The organism is Pseudomonas sp. S1(2024), assembly GCF_046557535.1.
Genome location: NZ_JBKGFP010000011.1, coordinates 32,015 through 55,453, shown reverse-complemented (window position 1 = coordinate 55,453; position 23,439 = coordinate 32,015). Strand labels below are relative to the sequence as shown.

22 protein-coding genes and 2 pseudogenes are annotated in these 23,439 nt (G+C 63.1%); 15 read left to right on the top strand and 9 right to left on the bottom strand.

The genetic code is table 11. From position 1 onward, the window contains the following. Nucleotides 1-11 precede the first annotated feature (11 nt). Nucleotides 12-1,514: an exopolyphosphatase gene (gene ppx, locus ACLCGK_RS06035; RefSeq protein ID WP_004375529.1), complete on the top strand. Its 1,503-nt coding sequence runs from the start codon at nt 12-14 to the stop codon at nt 1,512-1,514. Here the strand turns inward: ppx and ppk1 are convergent. After that, on the bottom strand, nt 1,501-3,741 hold the full coding sequence (gene ppk1 / locus ACLCGK_RS06030) for a polyphosphate kinase 1 (RefSeq protein WP_410951497.1): 2,241 nt from the start codon (nt 3,739-3,741) through the stop codon (nt 1,501-1,503). The genes ppx and ppk1 overlap by 14 nt on opposite strands. A gap of 213 nt (nt 3,742-3,954) precedes the next feature. On the opposite strand from ppk1, the gene ACLCGK_RS06025 reads away from it, so the two are divergent. Then, on the top strand, nt 3,955-4,599 hold the full coding sequence (locus ACLCGK_RS06025; RefSeq protein ID WP_085721342.1) for a DedA family protein: 645 nt from the start codon (nt 3,955-3,957) through the stop codon (nt 4,597-4,599). A gap of 501 nt (nt 4,600-5,100) precedes the next feature. Here the strand turns inward: ACLCGK_RS06025 and ACLCGK_RS06020 are convergent. After that, a pseudogene (locus tag ACLCGK_RS06020) lies at nt 5,101-5,529 on the bottom strand (sterol desaturase family protein); the annotation flags it as partial. A gap of 310 nt (nt 5,530-5,839) precedes the next feature. On the opposite strand from ACLCGK_RS06020, the gene elbB reads away from it, so the two are divergent. After that, entirely contained in the window at nt 5,840-6,499 is a 660-nt protein-coding gene (gene elbB / locus ACLCGK_RS06015) for an isoprenoid biosynthesis glyoxalase ElbB (protein WP_004375530.1), read from the top strand. Nucleotides 6,500-6,678: 179 nt separating this feature from the next. Here the strand turns inward: elbB and ACLCGK_RS06010 are convergent, their stop codons facing one another. After that, nucleotides 6,679-7,131 (bottom strand): YaiI/YqxD family protein, encoded by a 453-nt coding sequence (locus ACLCGK_RS06010; RefSeq protein ID WP_013974739.1) that lies wholly within the window; start codon nt 7,129-7,131, stop codon nt 6,679-6,681. 173 nt (nt 7,132-7,304) lie between these two features. Here ACLCGK_RS06010 and ACLCGK_RS06005 point away from each other — a divergent pair, with 173 nt between their 5' ends. Continuing rightward, entirely contained in the window at nt 7,305-10,160 is a 2,856-nt protein-coding gene (locus ACLCGK_RS06005; protein WP_410951496.1) for a class I adenylate cyclase, read from the top strand. 117 nt (nt 10,161-10,277) lie between these two features. Here the strand turns inward: ACLCGK_RS06005 and rnk are convergent, their stop codons facing one another. The 3 genes from rnk to cyaY all read right to left on the bottom strand — a co-directional run bounded on the left by rnk (nt 10,278) and on the right by cyaY (nt 11,393). Further along, complete coding sequence (rnk, locus tag ACLCGK_RS06000; protein ID WP_015272249.1) at nt 10,278-10,688, bottom strand: nucleoside diphosphate kinase regulator; 411 nt, start codon at nt 10,686-10,688, stop codon at nt 10,278-10,280. A gap of 146 nt (nt 10,689-10,834) precedes the next feature. Then, on the bottom strand, nt 10,835-11,059 hold the full coding sequence (locus ACLCGK_RS05995) for a DUF1289 domain-containing protein (protein ID WP_013974742.1): 225 nt from the start codon (nt 11,057-11,059) through the stop codon (nt 10,835-10,837). A 1-nt stretch (nt 11,060) separates the two neighbouring features. Next, nucleotides 11,061-11,393, bottom strand: a complete 333-nt coding sequence (gene cyaY, locus ACLCGK_RS05990; protein ID WP_004375540.1) for an iron donor protein CyaY — start codon at nt 11,391-11,393, stop codon at nt 11,061-11,063. Nucleotides 11,394-11,726: 333 nt separating this feature from the next. On the opposite strand from cyaY, the gene lptM reads away from it, so the two are divergent. Genes lptM through ACLCGK_RS05960 form a run of 6 tightly spaced genes read left to right on the top strand, consistent with a single transcriptional unit; the run spans nt 11,727 to nt 16,340 of the window. Next, a complete protein-coding gene (lptM, locus tag ACLCGK_RS05985; protein WP_410951495.1) occupies nt 11,727-11,933 on the top strand; it encodes an LPS translocon maturation chaperone LptM in 207 nt (68 codons plus the stop codon). Nucleotides 11,934-11,942: 9 nt separating this feature from the next. Then, complete coding sequence (gene lysA / locus ACLCGK_RS05980) at nt 11,943-13,190, top strand: diaminopimelate decarboxylase (RefSeq protein ID WP_015272250.1); 1,248 nt, start codon at nt 11,943-11,945, stop codon at nt 13,188-13,190. A 4-nt stretch (nt 13,191-13,194) separates the two neighbouring features. Continuing rightward, the gene (dapF, locus tag ACLCGK_RS05975; RefSeq protein WP_013974744.1) at nt 13,195-14,025 is read left to right on the top strand and encodes a diaminopimelate epimerase; all 831 of its coding nucleotides are present in this window, start codon (nt 13,195-13,197) and stop codon (nt 14,023-14,025) included. Nucleotides 14,026-14,038: 13 nt separating this feature from the next. Beyond that, the gene (locus ACLCGK_RS05970; RefSeq protein WP_015272252.1) at nt 14,039-14,749 is read left to right on the top strand and encodes a DUF484 family protein; all 711 of its coding nucleotides are present in this window, start codon (nt 14,039-14,041) and stop codon (nt 14,747-14,749) included. Next, nucleotides 14,749-15,648 (top strand): tyrosine recombinase XerC, encoded by a 900-nt coding sequence (gene xerC / locus ACLCGK_RS05965; protein ID WP_015272253.1) that lies wholly within the window; start codon nt 14,749-14,751, stop codon nt 15,646-15,648. The genes ACLCGK_RS05970 and xerC overlap by 1 nt, the downstream gene beginning before the upstream one ends. Continuing rightward, on the top strand, nt 15,645-16,340 hold the full coding sequence (locus tag ACLCGK_RS05960) for an HAD family hydrolase (protein ID WP_013974747.1): 696 nt from the start codon (nt 15,645-15,647) through the stop codon (nt 16,338-16,340). The genes xerC and ACLCGK_RS05960 overlap by 4 nt, the downstream gene beginning before the upstream one ends. 180 nt (nt 16,341-16,520) lie before the next feature. Here ACLCGK_RS05960 and sutA read toward each other — a convergent pair whose 3' ends face one another. The 3 genes from sutA to glnK all read right to left on the bottom strand — a co-directional run bounded on the left by sutA (nt 16,521) and on the right by glnK (nt 18,997). Then, nucleotides 16,521-16,850, bottom strand: coding sequence for a transcriptional regulator SutA (gene sutA, locus ACLCGK_RS05955; protein WP_013974748.1), 330 nt, complete (start codon nt 16,848-16,850; stop codon nt 16,521-16,523). A gap of 430 nt (nt 16,851-17,280) precedes the next feature. Continuing rightward, a complete protein-coding gene (locus ACLCGK_RS05950; RefSeq protein ID WP_410951494.1) occupies nt 17,281-18,612 on the bottom strand; it encodes an ammonium transporter in 1,332 nt (443 codons plus the stop codon). A gap of 46 nt (nt 18,613-18,658) precedes the next feature. Next, nucleotides 18,659-18,997, bottom strand: coding sequence for a P-II family nitrogen regulator (gene glnK, locus ACLCGK_RS05945; protein ID WP_002555808.1), 339 nt, complete (start codon nt 18,995-18,997; stop codon nt 18,659-18,661). Nucleotides 18,998-19,512: 515 nt separating this feature from the next. Between glnK and ACLCGK_RS05940 the strand changes: the two genes are divergently transcribed. The 5 genes and pseudogenes from ACLCGK_RS05940 (at nt 19,513) to ACLCGK_RS05920 (ending at nt 23,410) form a co-directional block, all read left to right on the top strand. After that, nucleotides 19,513-19,779, top strand: coding sequence for an accessory factor UbiK family protein (locus ACLCGK_RS05940; protein ID WP_015272255.1), 267 nt, complete (start codon nt 19,513-19,515; stop codon nt 19,777-19,779). Beyond that, nucleotides 19,780-20,133 (top strand): gamma-glutamylcyclotransferase family protein, encoded by a 354-nt coding sequence (locus ACLCGK_RS05935; RefSeq protein ID WP_015272256.1) that lies wholly within the window; start codon nt 19,780-19,782, stop codon nt 20,131-20,133. 162 nt (nt 20,134-20,295) lie between these two features. Next, a pseudogene (locus tag ACLCGK_RS05930) lies at nt 20,296-21,138 on the top strand (YifB family Mg chelatase-like AAA ATPase); the annotation flags it as partial. A 139-nt stretch (nt 21,139-21,277) separates the two neighbouring features. Next, nucleotides 21,278-21,697 carry a hypothetical protein gene (locus tag ACLCGK_RS05925; protein ID WP_410951493.1) on the top strand — a complete coding sequence of 140 codons (420 nt, stop codon included), beginning with the start codon at nt 21,278-21,280 and terminating at the stop codon, nt 21,695-21,697. Between the two features lie 492 nt (nt 21,698-22,189). Next, nucleotides 22,190-23,410: an N-6 DNA methylase gene (locus ACLCGK_RS05920; RefSeq protein ID WP_410951492.1), complete on the top strand. Its 1,221-nt coding sequence runs from the start codon at nt 22,190-22,192 to the stop codon at nt 23,408-23,410. The last annotated feature ends 29 nt before the right edge of the window (nt 23,411-23,439 follow it).

Genomic DNA, 23,439 nt, shown 5'->3' with positions numbered 1-23,439 from the left:
ACAACCAGATCATGCCGCATACCATCGCGAAGAACCTGTCCCTGATCGCCGCCATCGACCTTGGCTCCAACAGCTTCCACATGGTCGTGGCCAAGGCCCACCATACCGAAATCCGCATTCTCGAGCGGCTCGGCGAGAAGGTTCAGCTGGCCGCCGGCATCGACGAAGAACGCATGCTCAGTGAAGAGGCAATGGAACGAGGCCTGGATTGCCTCAAGCGCTTTTCCCAACTGATCAACGGCATGCCGGCAGGCTCCGTGCGCATCGTCGGTACCAACGCCTTGCGCGAAGCGCGCAACCGCAACGAATTCATCCAGCGCGCCGAAGCCATCCTTGGCCACCCGGTCGAGGTGATCTCCGGCCGTGAAGAAGCGCGCCTGATCTACCTGGGCGTGTCGCACACCCTGGCCGATACCCCCGGCAAGCGCCTGGTGGCCGATATCGGTGGCGGCAGTACCGAGTTCATCATCGGCCAGCGCTTCGAGCCGCTGCTGCGCGAAAGCCTTCAGATGGGCTGTGTAAGCTTCACCCAGCGCTACTTCCGCGACGGCAAAATAACCCCGGCCCGCTACGCCCAGGCCTACACCGCCGCGCGCCTGGAGCTGATGAGCATCGAGAATGCCCTGCACCGCCTGACCTGGGACGAGGCCATCGGCTCGTCCGGTACCATTCGTGCCATCGGCGCCGCCATCAAGGCAGGCGGCCTGGGCAATGGCGAGGTCAACGCCGAAGGGCTGGCCTGGGTCAAGCGCAAGCTGTTCAAGCTGGGAGAGGTCGACAAGATCGACTTCGAAGGCGTCAAGCCGGACCGCCGCACCATCTTCCCGGCGGGCCTGGCGATTCTCGAAGCGATCTTCGATGCCCTGGAACTGCAGCGCATGGACCACTGCGACGGCGCCCTGCGCGAAGGCGTACTGTTCGACCTGCTGGGCCGCCACCACCACGAAGATGTGCGCGAACGCACCCTGAACTCGCTGATGGAGCGCTACCACGTGGATCAGGGCCAGGCTGCACGCGTCGAGCGCAAGGCATTGCACGCCTTCGACCAGGTGGCCGACGCGTGGGACCTCAAAGACGGGAACTGGCGCGATCTACTGGGCTGGGCGGCGAAAGTGCACGAAATCGGCCTGGATATCGCCCACTACCATTACCACAAGCACGGCGCCTACCTGATCGAGCACTCCGACCTGTCGGGCTTCTCCCGCGAGGACCAGCAGATGATGGCCTTGCTGGTACGCGGCCATCGCCGCAACATCCCAAAGGACAAGATCGCCGAACTGGGCGAGGAAGGAGTCAAGCTGCTGCGCCTGTGCGTGCTGCTGCGCTTCGCCATCCTGTTCCACCACATCCGTGGCAATCAGCAGATGCCGAAGGTCGAGCTCAAGGCTGCCGACAGCAGCCTCGATGTCGCCTTCCCGGAGGGCTGGCTGGAACAGAACCAGCTGACCCAGGCCGACTTCGCCAACGAGGCGGAGTGGCTGGCCCGGGTCGGCTTCGTCCTCAGCGTACGTTGAGGACCGGGTTGCTCAGGCGCTCCAGCAGGGTCGCCTGGGCACTGCGCGGGTTCTGGTTGCCGGTCGGCGTGCTGCGCACATAGCGCCCGTCCGGCTGCAGGGTCCAGGCGTGGGTGTTATCGGTCAGGTAGCCTTCCAGCTCCTTCTTCACCCGCAGCAACAGCTTCTTGCCTTCCACCGGGAAGCAGGTTTCGACGCGCTTGTCGAGGTTGCGCTCCATCCAGTCGGCACTGGACAGGTAGATCTGCTCTTCGCCGCCATTGAGGAAGTAGAACACCCGCGTGTGCTCGAGGAAGCGGCCGATGATCGAGCGCACCTGAATGTTGTGCGAAACCCCCGGAATGCCTGGGCGCAGGCAGCACATGCCACGCACCACCAGGTCGATCTTCACGCCCGACTGGCTGGCCTTGTACAGCGCCTTGATGACCTTCGCATCGGTCAGCGAGTTGAACTTGGCGATGATATGCGCCGGCTTGCCTTCGAGGGCAAACTGGGTTTCCCGCGCGATCATGTCGAGCATGCCCTTCTTCAGGGTGAACGGCGCATGCAGCAGCTTCTTCATGCGCAGGGTCTTGCCCATGCCGATCAACTGGCTGAACAGCTTGCCGACGTCCTCGGTGAGGGCGTCGTCGGAGGTCAGCAGGCTGTAGTCGGTGTACAGGCGGGCGTTGCCGGCGTGGTAGTTACCAGTGCCCAGGTGCGCATAACGCACGATCTCGCCCTGCTCGCGGCGCAGGATCAGCATCATCTTGGCGTGGGTCTTGAAGCCGACCACGCCGTAGATCACCACCGCACCGGCCGCTTGCAGGCGGCTGGCCATCTGCAGGTTGGACTCTTCGTCGAAGCGCGCCCGCAACTCGATCACCGCAGTGACCTCCTTGCCGTTACGCGCCGCGTCCACCAGCGCATCGACGATTTCCGAGTTGGCCCCGGAACGGTACAGGGTCTGGCGCACGGCAAGCACGTGCGGGTCCTTGGCGGCCTGGCGCAGCAGGTCGATCACCGGGGTGAAGGACTCGAACGGGTGCATCAGCAGGATATCCTGCTTGCCGATCACGCTGAATATGTTGTCGGCGTTCTGCAGCAGCTTGGGGATCGCCGGGGTGAACGGCGTGTACTGCAGCTCGGGGTGGCTGTCCAGGCCGGTGATGCTGAACAGGCGGGTAAGGTTGACCGGGCCGTTGACCTGGTAAAGCTCGCTTTCGCTGAGGCTGAACTGTTTGAGCAAGTAGTCCGACAGGTGTTTCGGGCAGGTGTCGGCCACCTCCAGGCGAACGGCGTCACCGTAGCGGCGCGAGAACAGCTCGCCGCGCAGGGCGCGGGCCAAGTCATCGACCTCTTCGGAGTCCAGCGCCAAGTCGGCGTTACGGGTCAGGCGGAACTGGTAGCAGCCCTTCACCTTCATGCCCTGGAACAGGTCGTCGGCGTGCGCGTGGATCATCGACGACAGGAACACATAGTTGGCGCCCGGCCCACCCACCTCTTCCGGCACCCGGATGACCCGCGGCAGCAGGCGCGGGGCCGGGATGATCGCCAGGCCCGAATCGCGGCCGAAGGCGTCGACACCCTCGAGCTCGACGATGAAGTTGAGACTCTTGTTCACCAGCAGCGGGAACGGGTGGGTCGGGTCGAGGCCGATCGGGGTGATGATCGGGGCGATTTCGTCGCGGAAGTAGCGGCGCACCCAGGTCTTGAGCTTGGGCGTCCAGTAACGCCGGCGGATGAAGCGGATATGGTGCTTTTCCAGCTCGGGCAGCAGCACGTCGTTGAGGATCGCGTACTGGCGCTCCACTTCGCTGTGCACCAGGTCGCTGATACGCGCCAGCGCCTGGTGCGGCTGCAGGCCGTCGGCACCGGCCTGTTCACGGGCAAAGTTAATCTGCTTCTTCAGGCCGGCGACGCGGATCTCGAAGAATTCGTCGAGGTTGCTAGAGAAGATCAACAGGAACTTGAGGCGTTCGAGCAGCGGGTAGTTCTCGTCCAGCGCCTGCTCCAGCACACGGATATTGAACTGCAGCTGCGAGAGTTCGCGATGAATGTACAGGCTGCTGTCGTCCAGGCCTGGGATGACGATCGCCGGGGCCGGCGCAGGGGCCGGGGCCGCAGTCTCTGCCACCGGTTCGGCAGGCAGGGGCGCTGGCGGCAGGTCTGGCGGGGTCTGCACCATCTCTTCGGGGAGTTCCTGAGCATCCTTGATCGCGACAGGGGTTAGCACTTCATTATTCATCTGGCGTTCCTGAGGACGTTAACGCCCTATCATCTATTGAGCGGCAAGATAAGCGCCCATTATGACGCCTGTGTTACACGCCAGGGCAAGCCGTGGCGCGTGGCTTCTGGCATTCTCCAAGCAGGAATTGTTCATGTCGAGACACATCTGGACACTTTCACGAACGCGCGCGAAGGGGTAGGCTTCGCGTTCATTTCGCCAGCACCTCAGAAAATGCTTCAACAATTCCTGCAGGATTTCGGCTACTTCGCCCTTTTTCTAGGCACCTTCTTCGAAGGCGAGACCATCCTGGTGCTTGCAGGATTCCTTGCGTTCCGCGGTTACATGGACATCAACCTGGTGTGTCTGGTGGCATTTTTCGGCAGCTATGCCGGCGACCAGCTGTGGTACTTCATGGGCCGCCGCCACGGGCGCAGGATCCTGGCGCGCAAGCCACGCTGGCAGGCGATGGGTGACCGGGCGCTGGACCACATCCGTCGCCACCCCGACATCTGGGTACTGAGTTTCCGCTTCGTCTATGGCTTGCGCACGGTCATGCCGGTGGCCATTGGCCTGTCCGGCTACCCGCCACGCCGCTACCTGCTGCTGAATGGTCTTGGCGCTGCCATCTGGGCAGTGGCCCTGGGCGCGGCCGCGTATCACTTCGGCGCCATCCTCGAAGGCCTGCTGGGCAACGTGAAGCGCTACGAGCTATGGGTGCTCGGTGGCCTGTTGGCGCTGGGCGGCCTGTTGTGGCTGCGCCGGCGCTTCCGCACGTTGCGCGCGGAGCGCAAGGCGGCGGGCAAAGCCCAGGCCCCAGAGGCTGAGCAGGCTGTAAGCCACGAGGAACAACCAGGTCGGCGGCACGACCACCGCTAGGCCCAGTGCGCCCGCCAGGTACAGCGCCGGCGCATTCGCCAGCAACCGTACCAACTCCAGGCGCATGGCCCATGGTCGGTTCTCCAGCAGCGCGCCAAGTACGAACAAGCCAAACGCCATCAGCGCCCAGCCAAGTACCAGGGCGGCGGTTGGCACGCGCTCGGCCACCTCCATCAGATAGCTGCCTAGCGCCACGTAACCCACGAATTGCGCCGCCACATAGGCCTGCTGCGCACGGCCCAAGGCAACCTCGAACTTGCGAAACAACGCCAGGTCCTGCTTGGCCTGCGGGTAGCGTGCGGCCACATCGGCCGGGCGCCAGCCGGTGGGCATGAACCAGATGCGCAGCTTGTCCCACAGGCTGTCGGCGCGCCGGGCGTCGTGCCAGAGCTGGGCATAGAACTGCAGGTTGGCCCACAGCGGGTTCCAGCTGGCCAGCGGCGTGGTCACCCCGAACACCACCGGCTCGGCTGGGTCCTCCTCTTTGAAGGTGCCGAACAGACGATCCCAGAGAATGAACACGCCGCCGTAATTTCGATCCAAGTAAGCAGGATTTTGCGCATGGTGGACGCGATGGTTGGATGGCGTGATCAACACCCACTCAAGCCAGCCCAGCTTGGGAATGTGCCGGGTATGCACCCAGAACTGGTACAGCAGGTTGAGCGATGCCACCGTGATGAACACCAGCGGCGGCACACCGAGCAACGCCAGCGGCAGGTAGAACAGCCACGAGAAGATGAACCCACTGCTGGTCTGGCGCAGCGCCGTGGTGAGGTTGTACTCCTCGCTCTGATGATGTACCGAATGCGCAGCCCACAGCACGTTGCGCTCGTGGCCAAGACGATGCAGCCAGTAGTAGCAGAAGTCGTACAGGACAAAGGCCAGCAACCACACCCACCAGGCCTGCGGCGGCAGGCGCAGCAACGCCATGTGTTCGAACGCCAGGGCATAGGTCACCAGCCCCACCCCTTTGGTCAGCAACCCGGTACTGGTCGACAGCGCACCGGTGCTGAGGCTGTTGATCGAGTCGGCGAGGGTGAAGTTGCGCTGGCCACGCACACGGTCGGCCAGCAGTTCGACGGCGATCAGCACGAAGAAGAACGGCACGGCCAGCAGGATCAGGTCCATGGGTACGACCTCAGACGTTATCCGCCAAGATTAGGCCGCGCTTGCAGGAATCCCTATGGCTACATCTGCCAAACTAGAGGACATTTAGCGCCTCGACACTGGAGTAAAAAGCATGACAAAAAAAGTAGCGGTGATTCTTTCCGGCTGTGGCGTTTATGACGGCGCCGAAATCCACGAAAGCGTGATCACCCTGCTGCGCCTCGACCAGCGTGGTGCGCAGGTGCAGTGCTTCGCGCCGAACATTGCGCAGATGCATGTGATCAACCACCTGACCGGCGAGGAAATGCCCGAATCGCGCAATGTGCTGGTGGAGTCGGCGCGCATTGCCCGCGGCGAGGTCAAGGACATCCGCGAGGCCAAGGCCGAAGACTTCGATGCGCTGATCGTGCCGGGCGGTTTCGGGGCGGCGAAGAACCTGTCCAACTTTGCCGTGGAAGGCGCCAACTGCACCGTTAACCCGGATGTGCTGGCCCTGGCCGAAGCCTTTGCCGACGCCTGCAAGCCGGTCGGCCTGATCTGCATCTCGCCGGCGCTGGCGGCGAAGATCTACGGGCCAGGCGTGGTCTGCACCATCGGTACCGACGCTGGCACTGCGGCGGCCGTGCAGAAGATGGGTGGCACTCATGAAGAATGCGATGTGCACGATATTGTCGAGGACACCCAGCGCAAGCTGGTGACCACCCCGGCGTACATGGAGGCCAAGTCGATCAGTGAAGCGGCTGGCGGGATCTACAAGCTGGTGGATCGGGTGCTGGAGCTGACGCACGAGTAACTGGTGCAAGATTCAGAATCTGACGCGGTCCCTGTGGGAGCGGCCTTGTGTCGCGAAAGGGCCGCAGCGCGGCCCCGGCAATTTATGCGGCGAAGCTGAAATCCTGGGGCCGCTTCGCGGCCCTTTCGCGACACAAGGCCGCTCCCACACGTCGTGTCCATCCTGCCAGCCGGGTCGCTTCAGGGTTTGGACAACCGGGCGATGATCCGGTCCAGCGCATTGGCAAACGCCTGCTTCTCGCGCTCGCCATAAGGCGCCTGCCCTCCCCCCACCTGGCCCTGCTCGCGCAACTCGGTAAACAAGTTGCGCGCCGCCAGCCGGTCACCCATGTTGCGTTCGTCGAACTCGCGCCCGCGGGGGTCCAGCGCCGCCACGCCCTTTTTCACCAGGCGGTCGGCCAGCGGCACGTCACTGCAGATCACCAACTCACCAGGCACGGCGTGCTCCACCAGGTAATCATCGGCCGCGTCCATGCCGCTGGGCACCACGATCAGGCGCACGATCGCGAACGCCGGCTTGGCCACAGCCTGGCCCGCCACCATCACTACCTCGAACTTGCGCTTGAGGGCGAACTTGACGATCAGATCCTTGGCCGCCTTGGGGCAGGCGTCGGCATCGATCCACACACGCATCGGAAAACCTCGCAATCAGCTGGAGGCCCCCATCATGCCTCAAGCGCTACGAAAGCTGCAGCCCGCCGCCCTCGCGCGCTGGGAAAATGGCGCCAATATTTCAATTGCCGCTTATCCGACCCAGCCACTCAGGCTACACTCGCCACAGCCCCGCTGGCCTGCCCGAGTGCGCAATGAACCACCCCCACGAAATCCGCCCCGACCTGGACGAAGGCATCGACCGCAAGGTCCTGGCGACATTGCGTGCGCGCTTCCTGCGGCTCAACCAGGGCCGGCTGCAGCGGGCCCTGGAGGGCCTGTCGACGCGCCAGCAACAGGTGCTGACACTGCTGCCGCTGCTGTTTCATGTGAACCACCCGCTGCTGCCAGGCTATGTCTCCGGCAGCACCCCTGCCGGCGTATCGGGCTACGAGCCAGGCGCCGATCTTGTAGTCGAGGCACAGCGTCTTGCCCGCTCGTTCACCTACAAGGCCCGTCATGGCAATCCGCCGCGGCCGATCCACGGCCTGTTCCTGATGGGCAGCCTGGGCTCACTGGCCCAAGCCGAGCAAAGCGACATGGACCTGTGGGTTTGCCACGCCCCGGGCATGGCCGATGAGCTGCTGGACGAACTGCGCCGCAAATGCCAGCTGCTTGAGGCATGGGCGGAAAGCCTGGGTGCCGAGGCGCACTTCTTCCTGATCGACACGCAAGGTTTCGCCCAAGGCCAGCGCGAAGGCCAGCTCGGCTCCGACGATTGCGGCACCACCCAGCACTATCTGCTGCTGGACGAGTTCTACCGCACCACTATCTGGCTGGCCGGGCGCACGCCACTGTGGTGGCTGGTGCCGGTCTACCAGGAACACGATTACCACACCTATACCCAGACCCTGCTGTCCAAGCGTTTCATCCGCAGCCAGGACGCCCTCGATCTCGGCAACCTGGCGCACATCCCGCCCGGCGAGTTCGTCGGCGCCGGCTTGTGGCAGCTGTTCAAAGGCATCGACTCGCCCTACAAGTCGCTGCTCAAGCTGCTGCTGACCGAGGCCTATGCCAGCGAGCACCCCACCGTTCGCTGCCTGAGCCTGGACTACAAGCAGGCAGTGTTCGCCAACCAGCTAGACCTCGACGAGCTGGACCCCTACGTGATGGTGTACCGGCGCATCGAGCGCTACCTGCTGCAGCGTGGCGAACACGCGCGCCTGGAGCTGGTGCGGCGCAGCCTGTACCTGAAGGTGAACAAGAAACTCAGCGACCCGACCCGGGCCAATGGCTGGCAACGCCGGCTGTTGCAGCGCCTGGCCGACGAATGGGGTTGGGACGAGCGCCAGCTGGCCCTGCTGGACAGTCGCAATCAATGGAAGGTGCAGCAGGTTGCCATCGAGCGCCGTGAACTGGTGGCCGAACTGAACCATAGCTACCGATTTCTCAGCCAGTTCGCTCGCACCCAGAACGCCAGCAGCCGCGCCGACCAACGCGATCTCAATGTGCTGGGCCGGCGCCTTTACGCCGCCTTCGAGCGCCGCGCCGGCAAGGTCGAAGTCATCAACCCCGGTATCGCCCCGGACCTGGCCGAAGGCACCCTGACCCTGGTACAAGCGCCTAATCGCAAGGAGCCCGGCAGCCATCACTGGGAGCTGTACACCGGCAACCTGAGCCCCCATGAGGTGGACCACTTCAGCCCGCTCAAACGCTGCCGCGAGGTGCTCGAGTTGCTGACCTGGGCTTATCGCAACGGAGTGATCGACAGCAGCACGCGCCTGGCGCTGCACCCGGGTGTCAGCGACCTCAGCGAATTCGAGCTATTCAACCTGATCGGCTGCCTGCAGCAGAGCATTCCCCTGCCCTTGCCGACCGTCAGCGAGGTGCGCTTGTTGCAGCCGAGCGTTGCCGACGAGGTGCTGTTGCTGGTCAACGTCGCCATCGACCCGCTGCGCCACCACCGCGACCTGAACATCCTGATGACCACCGAGCGCACCGACTCTTTGAGCTACGCAGGCGTGCGCGAAAACCTGGTCCTGACCCTGGACCAGGTCATCCTCAACAGCTGGAACGAAGTACTGGTCCAGCACTATGACGGCGAGCACGCACTGGTGCGCTGCCTGCGCGACTTTCTCAACAGCCCCGTGCCGCGCGGACACCGGCCGAAGGTGCGGGTGCGTTGCTTCTGCCAGAGCCGCGCCCAGGCCATAGGCCAACGCGTGGAGGAAATATTCGACACCGTACAACTGCTGCTGGACCAGGGCCTGAACCACCGCTACCTGCTTCAGGTGGCCCAGCACACCCATGTGCTGGAGCTGATGGCCGGGCATGTCGGCCTCACTACCTTGGCCGAGCACGAGGCACTGCTGGACCACCTGGGCGAAGAGCGTAGCGCCTACAGCCCGCTGTACCTGGATGCCAACGCCCTGCAGGACCACGACCTGCACCTGGTGCTGGAGCAGGGCCGGCCGGCCTGCATCCAGGTGTTCTACCGCCTGCAGGGTGGCTGGGCCGAGTTGTACGTGCTGGATGAATACAATGCCCTGTGGCAGCAACGCCTGCCGCTGCACGACGAAGCTCACTTGCTGTTGCCGCTGCAGCGTTTTCTGCGCTCGGTGGTGATGCGCCGTGATGCCCGGCTACCGCTGGACACCCAGCGCGCGGCTTCACTGGACATCCACTACGCGCAACTGTTGCCTTCCGGGCCAGGCAAGGCGCGCAGCATCGAGCCGCGCCAGGCGCCGGTCGAGGGTAGCGACCAGCCTTACTATGAGGTGCAGGCGATCATCCAGGCCGGGGTGGCAGGCGCGGCGCACGTGACGCTGTATTGCGACCAGCAGGAGTTTTCCGAACTGGAGCATGGTGAGCAGTTGTATGCGGTGGTGGCCCGGCAGATCATCGGGCAGCGACGTGGTGCAGGGCAGTACCGCTGCTACATCACGGACCTGGATTTGTCCGAGTTGCTGGATGACCAGCTGGGGTCGACGCAGCTGTACCTGCGCTACAAGCGGGAGCTGGAGCAGGCTTTGAACGAGGGGTTGGAGCAGGTTTTGGCGCAAGAAGCTTGAATTGCCGGGGGCGCGTTGCGCCCCTTTCGCGACACAAGGCCGCTCCTACAGGGGAATGCGTCATCCTGTCGGAGCGGCCTTGTGTCGCGATGGGCCGCAAAGCGGCCCCCCTGGCCCTTACAGGTCGAAATCGCCCGCCGCTTCCGGCTGGTATTCCACTTCCAGCAGCTTCAGCTTGAGGGTCTTGCCCCCAGGGGCCGGCCAGTCGATCTGCGCGCCCACCGACAACCCCAGCAAGGCGCAACCGATCGGCGCCAGGATCGAGACCTTACCTTCCGGCCCGGCATCCTTCGGGTATACCAGGGTCAGGTGGTAGTCCTTGCCGCTGGCTTCCTCACGGCAGTGCACGCGCGAGTTCATGGTCACCACGCCAGCCGGGACTTCCTCGTGACCGACCACCTGCTCGGCGCGGTCCAGCTCGCCCTGCAGGGCGAGCACACCCGGCGTACTCTCGTCGAGGCTGTCGATCAGACGCTCCAGACGTTGTACGTCCAATCGGGTGAGGATGAGGGAAGGCTTGGTGCTCATGATCCAGTCAGACTCCTTTGAACAGGCGGTTTTCATCGTGCAGATAAAGCAAAACCCCGCCCAAGGGCGGGGTTTGTGAAGGCTTTGGCGTCACCGACGCAGAACCCGACGTTACCACAGCCGGGTAAATACTCAAGCCCCTGCGATCAGTGTGCCTTAGCCTGGTCGCGCAGGGCCTGGGCCTCGCGGCAAATCTGCCGGCGCCGTTCGTCATCGGCCGAACGCCATTCACGGATATGCTCGACATGCCGGTGGCAACCTGTGCACACCCGCTGTTCGTCCAGCCGGCAAACGCTGATGCACGGCGACGGCACGGCGGGGCTGACGTTGCTGTAGAGCGGTTTGGGCGGCCGGGCCTGGGTACTGCTCATGTCAGATCTCGTCGAAGTCCAGCTTCTCGCCGGCCCGCTCCCAGACGATGCGCTCGAGCATTTCGCCCAGCAGCTCCTCGCTCTTCTCGCACACCCACTTGCCGCTTTCTTCGTCGTAGTCGAAGTGGAAACCGCCGGAACGGTCGGCCAGCCACAGCTGGCGCAGCGGCTCCTGGCGGCTGAAAATCAGCGTGCTGCCATTGTCGAACTTGATGGTCAGGACACCAGCGGAGTTCTCCATGTCCAGGTCCAGGCCGCTCTCGTCGAACAGGTCTTCCAGGGCCTGTTGGGTCGCGTCGACCAGATCATGGAAACGCGCTTCACTCAAACTCATTGCAGGAACCTCGAAATTGGCTGCGTTACAGGCAAGCCCGGCAAGATACGGGCGCTTGCCGCCGAATGCAAAGGTTTAGCCGCTACCTTCACTGGCATGAACTCAAAGCCAGCGCAGTACCTGTGGGAGCGGGCATGCCCGCGAATCAGGCGCCGCGGTGTGTGGCACCGGCTTTGCCGGTGTTCGCGGGCACGCCCGCTCCCACAGGTACTGCGAAAGGGCCCTTGCAGGCGGTAAGAATAGCCCGCCCGGCGGGCCGGCCCTTGCATAGGCAAGCCGTCGGTCGCTCGGTATACTCGGGCGCAATACTGCATATTTCTAAGGATTTCACCCATGAAGCGCCTGATTTCCTCCCTCGCGGCGCTGGTCGCTGTTGCCTGCCTCGTTTCGGCCTGCGGCCAGAAAGGCCCGCTGTATCTGCCAGAAGACGGCGATAACGGCAAAGCGCACAAGTCGCACCAGCACCAGTTAAAAGCCAAGCCGGCCCCGGTACAAGAGCAGCAGCCGGAGCTCGAGCCCGAGCAGTCGCCAGCGCAGTAAGGAAACCAGATGAACGCTTTCAACTACCGCGACGGCGAGCTGTTCGCGGAAGGCGTGGGCCTGTCGGCCATCGCCGAACGCTACGGCACCCCTACCTACGTGTATTCGCGCGCCCACATCGAGGCCCAGTACCGTAGCTACGCCGATGCACTGCAAGGCACCGAGCACCTGGTATGTTTCGCGGTCAAGGCCAACTCCAACCTTGGCGTGCTGAACGTGCTGGCACGCCTGGGCGCAGGCTTTGACATCGTCTCTGGCGGTGAGCTGGAGCGCGTGCTGGCCGCTGGCGGCCGTGCCGACCGCGTGGTGTTCTCCGGTGTCGGCAAGACCCGCGAGGACATGCGCCGTGCCCTGGAAGTCGGCGTGCACTGCTTCAACGTCGAATCCACCGACGAACTGGAGCGCCTGCAGGTAGTGGCCGCCGAGATGGGCAAGGTTGCCCCGGTCTCGCTGCGGGTCAACCCGGACGTCGACGCCGGTACCCACCCGTACATCTCCACCGGCCTGAAAGAGAACAAGTTCGGCATCGCCATCGCCGACGCCGAGGCCATCTACGTGCGGGCCGCGCAGTTGCCGAACCTGGAAGTGGTCGGCGTCGACTGCCACATCGGTTCGCAGCTGACCACCGTCGAGCCTTTCCTCGATGCCCTTGACCGCCTGCTGGTGCTGGTCGACCGCCTGGCCGAGTGCGGCATCCATCTGCGCCACCTGGACCTGGGTGGCGGCGTCGGCGTGCGTTACCGCGATGAGGAGCCGCCGCTGGTGGCCGACTACATCAAGGCGATCCGCGAGCGCGTCGGCGACCGCGACCTAGCCCTGGTGTTCGAGCCGGGCCGCTACATCGTGGCCAACGCCGGCGTCCTGCTGACCCGCGTGGAATACCTCAAGCACACCGAACACAAGGACTTCGCCATCATCGATGCGGCGATGAACGACCTGATCCGCCCGGCCCTGTACCAGGCCTGGATGGGTGTCAGCGCGGTCAAGCCACGCGCAGGCGAAGGCCGTGCCTACGACCTGGTCGGTCCTATCTGCGAGACTGGCGACTTCCTCGGCAAGGACCGCGTGCTGAACCTGGCCGAAGGTGACCTGCTGGCCGTACAGTCCGCGGGCGCCTATGGTTTTGTCATGAGCTCCAACTACAACACCCGTGGCCGTTGCGCTGAAATCCTGGTCGACGGCGACCAGGCCTTCGAAGTACGCCGCCGCGAGACCATCGCCGAATTGTACGCTGGCGAAAGCCTGCTGCCGGAGTAAGCCCATGCTGCTGCGTTTTACCAAGATGCATGGGCTGGGCAACGACTTCATGGTCCTCGACCTGGTCAGCCAGCACGCGCACATCCAGCCCAAGCACGCCAAGCAATGGGGTGACCGCCACACCGGCATCGGCTTCGACCAGTTGCTGATCGTCGAAGCGCCGAACAACCCGGAAGTGGACTTCCGCTACCGCATTTTCAATGCCGACGGCTCCGAGGTCGAGCAGTGCGGCAACGGTGCGCGCTGCTTCGCCCGCTTCGTGCTGGACAAGCGCCTGACCGCGAAAAAGCGCATCCGCGTGGAAACCAAGAGCGGCATCATCGAGCTGGACGTGCAGAACGACGGCCAGATCAGTGTCGACATGGGCCCACCGCGCTTCATCCCTGCCGAAATCCCCTTCGTCGCCGACGAGCAGGCGCTGAACTACCCACTGGAGGTCGACGGCCAGGTGCATTCGATTGCCGCCGTGTCCATGGGTAACCCGCATGCCGTGCTGCGTGTCGACGACGTGCGTACCGCCCCTGTGCATGAGCTGGGCCCGAAGATCGAAAACCACCCACGCTTCCCGCAGCGGGTAAATGCCGGCTTCCTCCAGGTCATCGACCGCCACCGCGCCAACCTGCGGGTGTGGGAACGTGGTGCGGGCGAAACCCAGGCCTGCGGCACCGGCGCCTGCGCCGCCGCCGTGGCGGCGATCAGCCAGGGCTGGATGGACTCCCCGGTATCCCTCGACCTGCCCGGTGGCCGCCTGCACATCGAGTGGGCCGGCCCCGGCAAGCCCGTGCTGATGACTGGCCCAGCCGTACGCGTCTACGAAGGACAGGTTCGTCTCTAAGCGAGTAACCGCCATGACCGATCAGCCCCAGGTTGTACCCCAGCAGTCCGCCGAGCTCGATGCCGAAGCGGTGGTCGCCTACCTGCGCGCCCACCCCACCTTCTTCGCCGAGCACGACGAGTTGCTGATCGAACAACGCATCCCTCACCAGCGTGGCGACAGCGTGTCGCTGGTGGAGCGCCAGCTCAAGTTGCTGCGCGACCGCAACATCGAGATGCGCCACCGCCTGTCGCAACTGATGGACGTGGCCCGCGACAACGATCGGCTTTTCGACAAGACCCGCCGGCTGATCCTCGACCTGCTCGACGCCGGCAGCCTGGAGGAAGTGGTGATGGCAGTCGAAGACAGCCTGCGCCAGGAATTCCAGGTGCCCTTCGTCAGCCTGATCCTGTTCGGCGAAAACGTCGCGCCGGTCGGGCGCTGGGTGAGCAACGCCGAGGCGCAGCAGGCCATCGGTGCCCTGCTGGGTGGCGGCAAGACGGTCAGCGGCAACCTGCGCGAGCACGAGCTGGCCTTCCTGTTCGGTGAAGAACAGCGCCGGGAAGTGGGCTCCAGCGCCGTGGCTGCCCTGGAATACCAGGGCCTGCACGGGGTGCTGGCGATCGGCAGCCGCGACCCGCAACACTACAAGAGCAGCGTCGGCACCTTGTTCCTTGGCTACATTGCCGAGGTGCTTGGCCGCGTTGTGCCACGCGTTACCCAGACCCTGCGCCCGGTACGCTGATGGAACGCCAGCTGGAGGCTTATTGCGCACACCTGCGCAACGAGCGCCAGGTGTCCGAGCACACCCTGCTGGGCTACCGTCGCGACCTCGACAAGGTGGTCGCCTACTGCAAAGAACATGGCATTACCGGTTGGGAGGCGCTGCAGATCCAGCAGCTACGCCAACTGATCGCCCGCCAGCACCACCACGGCCAGTCCTCGCGCAGCCTGGCCCGGCTGCTGTCGGCGGTGCGTGGCCTGTACCGCTACCTGAACCGCGAAGGCCTGTGCCAGCACGACCCGGCCAGCGGCCTGAGCCCGCCCAAGGGCGAACGCCGGCTGCCCAAGGTGCTGGACACCGACCGCGCCCTGCAACTGCTGGATGGCGGTGTCGACGATGACTTCATCGCCCGTCGTGACCAGGCCATCCTCGAACTGTTCTATTCGTCGGGCCTGCGCCTGTCCGAGCTGACCAACCTCGACCTCGATCACCTGGACCTCGCCGCCGGCCTGGTGCAGGTGCTGGGCAAGGGCGGCAAGGCCCGCGTGCTGCCGGTCGGCCGCAAGGCCCGCGAGGCATTGCAGGCCTGGTACCGCCTGCGCGGCATCGGCAACCCGCGCGACCGCGCGGTTTTCATCACCCGCCAAGGCAACCGCATCAGCCCACGGGCCGTTCAGCAACGGGTGAAGGCGGCCGGTGAGCGCGAGCTGGGCCAGCACCTGCACCCGCACATGCTTCGCCATTCCTTCGCCAGCCACGTGCTGGAATCGTCCCAGGACCTGCGCGCGGTGCAGGAGATGCTCGGCCACGCCGACATCGGCACCACGCAGATCTACACCCACCTGGACTTCCAGCACCTGGCCGCGGTGTACGACAGCGCCCACCCTCGGGCCAAACGCAGCAAAGGCACAGACTCATGAGCATCAAGCTGATCACCTTCGACCTCGACGACACCCTGTGGGATACCGCGCCGGTGATTGCCAGCGCGGAAGTCGTGCTGCGCGACTGGCTCGAAGCCAACGCCCCGATCCTTGGCGGCGTACCGGTGGAGCACCTGTTCGCCATTCGCGAGCGCCTGGTACAAGCCGAACCCGGCCTGAAGCACCGTATCAGCGCCCTGCGTCGACGGGTGCTGTTTCATGCCCTGGAAGAAGTCGGCTACAGCGAAAAACATGCGCAGGAGCTGGCCAACGAAGGTTTCGAAGTATTCCTGCATGCCCGCCACCAGGTGGAGATTTTCCCGGAGGTGCAGCCGGTGCTGGAGATCCTGCGCCATCACTACACCTTGGGCGTGGTCACCAACGGCAATGCCGACGTAAGCCGGCTGGGGCTGGCGGACTATTTCCGCTTTGCCCTGTGTGCCGAAGACCTCGGCATCGGCAAGCCGGACCCGGCGCCGTTCCTCGAAGCCCTGCGCCGCGGTGACGTGGAGGCCAGCGCAGCGGTGCACATCGGTGACCACCCGGGCGATGACATTGCCGGCGCCCAGCGCGCCGGGCTGCGGGCGGTGTGGTTCAACCCCCAGGGCAAGGCGTGGGTAGGCGAACAGGCGCCTGATGCCGAGATCCAGCGCCTGTCGCAGTTACCCGACATCCTCGCGCGCTGGCGCTGACAGGCGCCGCTTCGCGGCCCATTCGCGGGCACGCCCGCTCCCACAGGTTTACTGCCCTCTCAGCTTCTGCGCGATCCCAGTGGGAGCGGGCGAGCCCGCGAAGAGGCCGGTACAGGCAACACAAAACAGACAGGCACAAAAAAGCCCGCAGCGACGGCGGGCTTTTTTTCGATCAGCCACTCAGATAGGGCGGCTGCCGTACTTGTTGTCCGGCTTCTTGGGCGGATCGGCGACCACGTTGGCCTCGACTTCCTGAACCTTGCCGCCGCGAGCAAGGAACTCTTCCATGGCCTTGGCCAGGGCGTCACGCTCCTTCTGCTTGGCTTCCATGCTCGGCATCTCGTCTACCGAGACCGCGGCCTTGGATTTGCCCTTGGCAGCGGGTGCCGGGCTGCTGTCGTCATCGCCAGCGTCTTCGGCACCATCATCAGCTGCCGCTTCGAGGCCTTCATCGCCCTCGTCTTCGTCGCCTACTTCGAGGTCATCATTTTCCAGATCGTCGTCGCTCATGTTCTACCTCATGACTTGCGAAAAGCAGGTTAGTTATAGACCAGTGCAGCCGTAGACCGGCAGCCACCAGTGAAAATTCAACTGGCCGTGGGTTAGGCCACTGCCCTAGGGTCGGCGCTCCTGATGGGAGGCGGCACCCAGCAGACCCTGCTCCTGGCAGGACCTGACAAATCCTTTAGCCCCTGCTGGCCACACGCTATTGGCAAGCCTAGCAAAGGCTGGCGAAGCGTGTGGACTACTCGTCAAACACCCTTCGGCGCGCATTCTAGCGCGCCAGCAGAAAAAGCAAAGCACCATGAATGCTCTGCGTTTTGTAAGATTTCCGCCTACGTCGCGAACGTGTCGGATAAACCGTTTGCCGTGCGGGAAATGCTAAAAATCTGGCAAAAAAAATGCCCGGCAAGCCGGGCAAGTTTTTACCGCGTCGCAGTTACAGGTTGTAGCCGCGCTCGTTGTGCTGAGCCAGGTCGAGGCCGACCGACTCTTCTTCTTCGCTTGCCCGCAGGCCCATCACCACATCAAGCACCTTGAGAATCACGTAGGTGACGATGGCGGTGTAGACCACGGTGAAGATCACGCCCTTGGCCTGGATCCAGACTTGCATGCCGATGTCGGTGACGGTACCGAAGCCGCCCAGCGCCGGAGCTGCGAACACACCGGTGAGGATGGCGCCGACGATACCGCCGATGCCGTGCACGCCGAAGGCGTCCAGCGAGTCGTCATAGCCCAGCTTGCGCTTGAGGCTGGTGGCGCAGAAGTAGCAGACCACACCCGAGACCAGGCCGATCACCAGGGCACCCATGGGGCCTACGGTACCGGCAGCCGGGGTGATGGCGACCAGGCCGGCGACCACACCCGAAGCAATGCCCAGGGCACTCGGTTTTCCGTGACCGATCCACTCGGCGAACATCCAGCCCAGGGCCGCGGCGGCGGTGGCGATCTGGGTCACCAGCATGGCCATGCCGGCGGTGCCGTTGGCAGCCGCGGCAGAGCCTGCGTTGAAGCCGAACCAGCCGACCCACAGCATGGCCGCGCCCATCAGGGTATAGCCCAGGTTGTGCGGAGCCATCGGGGTGGTCGGGTAGCCCTTGCGCTTGCCCAGCACCAGGCAGCAGACCAGGCCAGCGATACCGGCGTTGATGTGCACCACGGTGCCGCCAGCGAAGTCAAGCACGCCCCAGTCCCACATCAGTGCACCGTCACCGCTCCAGACCATGTGCGCGATCGGCGCGTAGACCAGGGTGAACCAGATGCCCATGAACACCAGCATCGCGGAGAACTTCATGCGCTCGGCGAACGCACCAACGATCAGCGCCGGGGTGATGATGGCGAAGGTCATCTGGAAGGTGATGAATACCGCTTCAGGGAACAGCGCGGCAGCCGAGGTCAGGTTCGAGGGCGTGACGCCGCTGAGGAACGCCTTGGAGAAGCCACCGACGAAGGAATTGAAGTTGAGCACGCCCTTTTCCATACCGGTGGTATCGAAGGCCATGCTGTAGCCATAGACGACCCAGAGAATGCTCATAAGGCCAGTAATTGCAAAGCACTGCATCATTACCGACAGCACGTTCTTGGAACGCACCATGCCGCCATAGAACAGGGCCAGGCCCGGAATGGTCATGAACAGCACCAGCGCCGTTGCGGTCAGCATCCAGGCGGTGTCGCCGGAATTCAGCGCTGGGGCAGCTTCCTCTGCCAGGGCAAGCCCGGGCATTACGAGGGACAATAGGGCTCCTAGCCCTGCGATCTTACGCAGAGTCATGTTGTTTTCTCCTGGGGCGTTGGGTTTGGTGAGGCTTTGTTGCTGCTTAGATCGCGTCGGTATCGGTTTCGCCGGTACGGATACGGATCGCCTGCTCCAGATTCACCACGAAAATCTTGCCGTCACCGATCTTGCCGGTGTTGGCTGCCTTGGTGATGGCTTCGATTACCCGATCAAGGTCCTTGTCATCGATGGCGACATCGATCTTCACCTTGGGCAGGAAATCGACCACATATTCAGCACCGCGATACAGCTCGGTGTGGCCCTTCTGCCGACCGAAACCTTTGACTTCGGTGACGGTGATGCCCTGCACGCCGATTTCCGACAGCGACTCGCGCACGTCGTCCAGCTTGAACGGCTTGATGATGGCTGTGACTAGCTTCATGAAACTCTCTCCCGATTTGGTGGACTTGCCCCAGGAAAACAAACCCGTCTCAAGTCTAAGCGCAGCGGTTGGCTTTGTAACGCGTCGTCGGCATCCGGCTCCGCGTGCGCACTGCCTGGTCACAAGGAACTGCATCAGTGCATGGCTCGCACTGGTCTTTGCAGAAACCTTGCCAGTTCCGTCAAAGCTCGGGAAAACAGGGAGTTATGTGAATCAGTCGGGATTGGCCAGTCGCCAGCATGGGAAACATGCACAATTTCGGTGCGCTTCGACCTGCCGCATCGCTCGAAAAATGTGCAGTTTCAGATGAGCGCTGCTTTCTGTAGGAGCGGCCTTGTGTCGCGATAGGGGAGCGAAGCGCCCCCACGATTTGTGCCTGGATACTGATATCGCTGGGGCCGCTGTGCGGCCCTTTCGCGACACAAGGCCGCTCCTACACGAGCCAGCGACGAGGCCGGATGCTCATGCATGCGTGCTACACTGCCGGCCATTTCCCAGTATCAGTGGACAGCCCCATGCTCGCGCCCAAAGCCCTTCTCGATGCCCTGAGCGACCAGGCATCGCGCCTGTTCAGCAGCGATACCGCCCAGCCCCGCGCCGAACTGGAAAGTCAGTTCAAGGTGCTGATGCAAGGTGCCTTCAGCAAGCTGGACCTGGTCAGCCGCGAAGAATTCGACAGCCAGATGGTCGTACTGGCGCGCACCCGCGCACGCCTGGAGGCCTTGGAAAAACAAGTGGCCGAGCTGGAAGCCCGGCTGAACCCGACCCCACAGGATGAGTGAATGCAACCCTCCAGCGCATACCCGGTACTGTTGTTTTCCTACGGCACCTTGCAGGACAAGGCCGTGCAGCTCACCAACTTCGGCCGCGAACTGAGCGGCCAGGCCGACCGCATGCTGGGCTACCGCCAGGACTGGGTCGAGATCACCGACCCGGCCGTGCTGGCAGCCAGCGGCAAGTCCCATCACCCTATCGTCGCTCCCAGCAGCCAGGCAGACGACAGCGTGGCCGGCATGGTCTTCCAGATCAGCGAAGAAGAGCTGGCAGCGGCGGATCGCTATGAAGTCGCTGACTACAAGCGCGTGGCCGTAACGCTCGCATCGGGCCTGACCGCCTGGGTTTATGTACGCGCCTGAGCCCTTCCGGCGCACAGCAGGCACGAACCCGACGGGTTGACAATGCAGGGGAAACCCCTGCCTGAAAAACCAGGACGCACACTTCTTTCGCCGGCCCGGGCCGTGCTCGCTATTCTTGCAAAGCCGCAGGAAGCGGCCCTCTTCAGCGACAACGGAGCGTCCATGTCCCTAGCCCTCGTCCACAGCCGCGCCCAGGTGGGCGTGCAGGCACCGGCGGTCAGCGTCGAAACCCACCTGGCCAACGGCTTGCCCCATCTCACGCTGGTCGGTCTGCCGGAAACCACGGTCAAAGAGAGCAAGGACCGGGTACGCAGCGCCATCGTCAACTCCGGTTTGAACTACCCGCAGCGGCGCATCACCCAGAACCTCGCCCCCGCCGACCTGCCCAAGGATGGCGGGCGCTATGACCTGGCAATTGCCCTGGGTATCCTCGCCGCCGATGGCCAGGTACCAACGGCCACCCTTGCCGAGGTCGAATGCCTGGGCGAACTGGCGCTGTCTGGCAAGTTGCGCCCGGTGCAGGGCGTGTTGCCCGCAGCACTGGCGGCACGCGAAGCAGGCCGGGCGCTGGTGGTGCCGCGGGAGAATGCCGAGGAAGCCAGCCTGGCAGGCGGGCTGGTGGTGTATGCGGTGGGGCACCTGCTGGAACTGGTCGCCCACCTGAACGGCCAGGTGCCATTGCCACCGTATGCCGCCAACGGCCTGATCCTGCAGCAACGTCCGTACCCGGACCTGAGCGAAGTGCAGGGCCAACTGGCGGCCAAGCGTGCGCTGCTGCTAGCGGCGGCCGGGGCGCACAACCTTTTGTTCACCGGGCCTCCCGGTACCGGCAAGACCTTGCTTGCCAGCCGCTTGCCGGGGCTGCTGCCACCACTGGACGAGCACGAAGCACTGGAAGTGGCGGCGATACAGTCGGTCAGCGGCCATACGCCACTGAGCAGCTGGCCGCAGCGGCCCTTCCGCCATCCGCATCACTCCGCCTCCGGCCCGGCACTGGTCGGCGGCAGCTGGGACAAAACGAAATCAGTGAGAATCGAACGATTATTCTGAGACGCCTGAGCCCCTAAAAACCACTCCTGAAAGGTCCAGTTCCAAGACTTGGTGCCGATAGGGAACTAAGACTAACTAAATAGGAGGAAGGTCTATGGCTTACGAATCGAGGGATGTCCGGGCGCACAACGAGGCTCAAAAAGCAGGTATCCGCACTACAGGGATGGATATCGTTGACCCTTCACATGTGCTTTCGACCCTGCTCTGCCCACGCACTCCGGACACCGATGAGCCAGCCAAACTTCTTGCGCAAGCAATTGAGGCTTCGGACAGATTCACTGCCAATACCACCGTTTGCTTAGAGGTTGAAGGGCCGCTACCCATCCCCTCCTACGTCAAGGACGCTCTGGAAAACCTTAATGGATATCCAGTCAAGCTAATTGTCGTATGCGATGGAGCAACAACACATGCGCCCGGTCCGCTTCTCGATCCCGATTTTTGTCAAAAAGTGAAAGACACAAGCCCAGGCGGTACCTTGTGGCACCCGATTGCCAAACAACCGGTTTGGGGCTGATAACGGTCTCGATCTGAATGCAAATCGGGCTCAGCAGGCGGTGTTTCTTTATCCTCGAGGATTACTAGATACACCGCCGTGTGACGCCCGAATCAGCGGTGCCATAGCTTCAATCATGAGCGCCAGAGTCTGTGCCCCTTCCTCCGTGCCGTCCCAAGCATGGCCAAGCGCCTGCCGAATCGCAGGATGCTGAGTTAGATTTGCTATGTCATGAATTATGCCAATATTGGCATAAGACAACGCTTTCTCGACGGCAGGCGTCAGGGTCTTAATGTGGCCGCTAAGAAACTTGGAAATCGTATATTGAGGCACACCACAGCGCCTGGAATACTCATTATCAGAGATCCCTAGCTCTGTGATATAACGCCGTAGCTGACTGCGTGCAGTGATCACTTCGACGGATGGTGATATTGCGATTCTTGGCATAGGTCAGTACGATATCAAGCACAAGCCACGGCAACAAGCTCTCAGTCACTTGGAGGTGTAAGAGAGATGCGAACGACTGAATCAGTGAAGCGCTACCGCGCGGTTCTCGATACTCGAGCCCGATTAGGTCAAATCCTGACCCCTCAGCCTATGGCTGATGCGGTGGTACGCCTGCTGGGTGCTCGTGGTGGTGATTGGCTGGAACTTGGCTCGGGATCTGGACGCCTGGCCCAGGCTGTTCATAGCGCGGTTCAGCCGGCAAGCTATTTGGGTGTCGAGCTCGAACAAGTAATGATCGACGCCTGTCCACAACTAAGCGGTGTCCGCTACGTCAAACGCGATGTGCTCTCTGTCGCAGCGCTTGGTAAAACACTGGGTGATGCTCGGTTTGACCATGTGATTGGCAACCCCCCATACGGTGTTCAGGATCTGCCGGCCAAGGCTCGCAAGCGCCTTCTGAGTTTTTGCCCCGACCTTGATATTCAGCAAGCATGGGCACCGGTCGACCTTTACTTTGTCATGGAGTCGTTAGCGAGGCTCAAGTCTGTGGGCTCTGCCGCCTTCATCGTGGGCGCCGACATTCCTTGTGCCGTTCAAAGCCGCCCCTTCCGCAAGCAGTTGCTCGAAACCGCCAGCGAGATTGAATGCTACGAGTTACCTCGATTCGCTTTCGGCTGGCAGGTGGAGGTTCAGGCCTATGTCCTATTGATCCGCTTCGGCCGCAAGCGTGCTCGCCACGTTTCGCTGGGCCAGCTCGATGACAACTTCCAACTGATCGCTCAACGCAAAATCAGCACCGAGCAGGCGATTGAGAGCATGGATTCAGGTCACCACGAATTTGGTGAAATGGACTCAGCGCTTAGACGCGCCCGCGGGTGCGTCACAATGAGGGATCTGAACGTATCCATCGTTCGCGGTAGTCGAACCCGCAACCAATTCGCACAGCTCGGTGTACAGCACTTTCACACCTCAGACTTCCCCAAGTCCGGCATGGAGATCGCCTTTGAAAGCACGTCGCTTCCTGGCTATCAACATGCAACTGCCGGCGACATCCTTCTTCCGCGGGTCGGTACACGCTGCATTGAGCGCAAGGCTGTAGTGGTGAGTGGCGAGAGTCCGTACTCTGACTCAGTGTTTCGAGTAAGAGCGCCGGCAGAACACCAGGAACGCGTTGTGCGATGGATCACCAGTCCCGAGTGCTCGATCTGGCGTCGAGGCGCAGCCCGAGGAGCCTGCGCGAAACATCTGACAGTCGCTACGCTTCTGGAAATGCCCGTTCCACTGTGAGCTGAGCAAGTCACGCAAGCTGCTGAGCG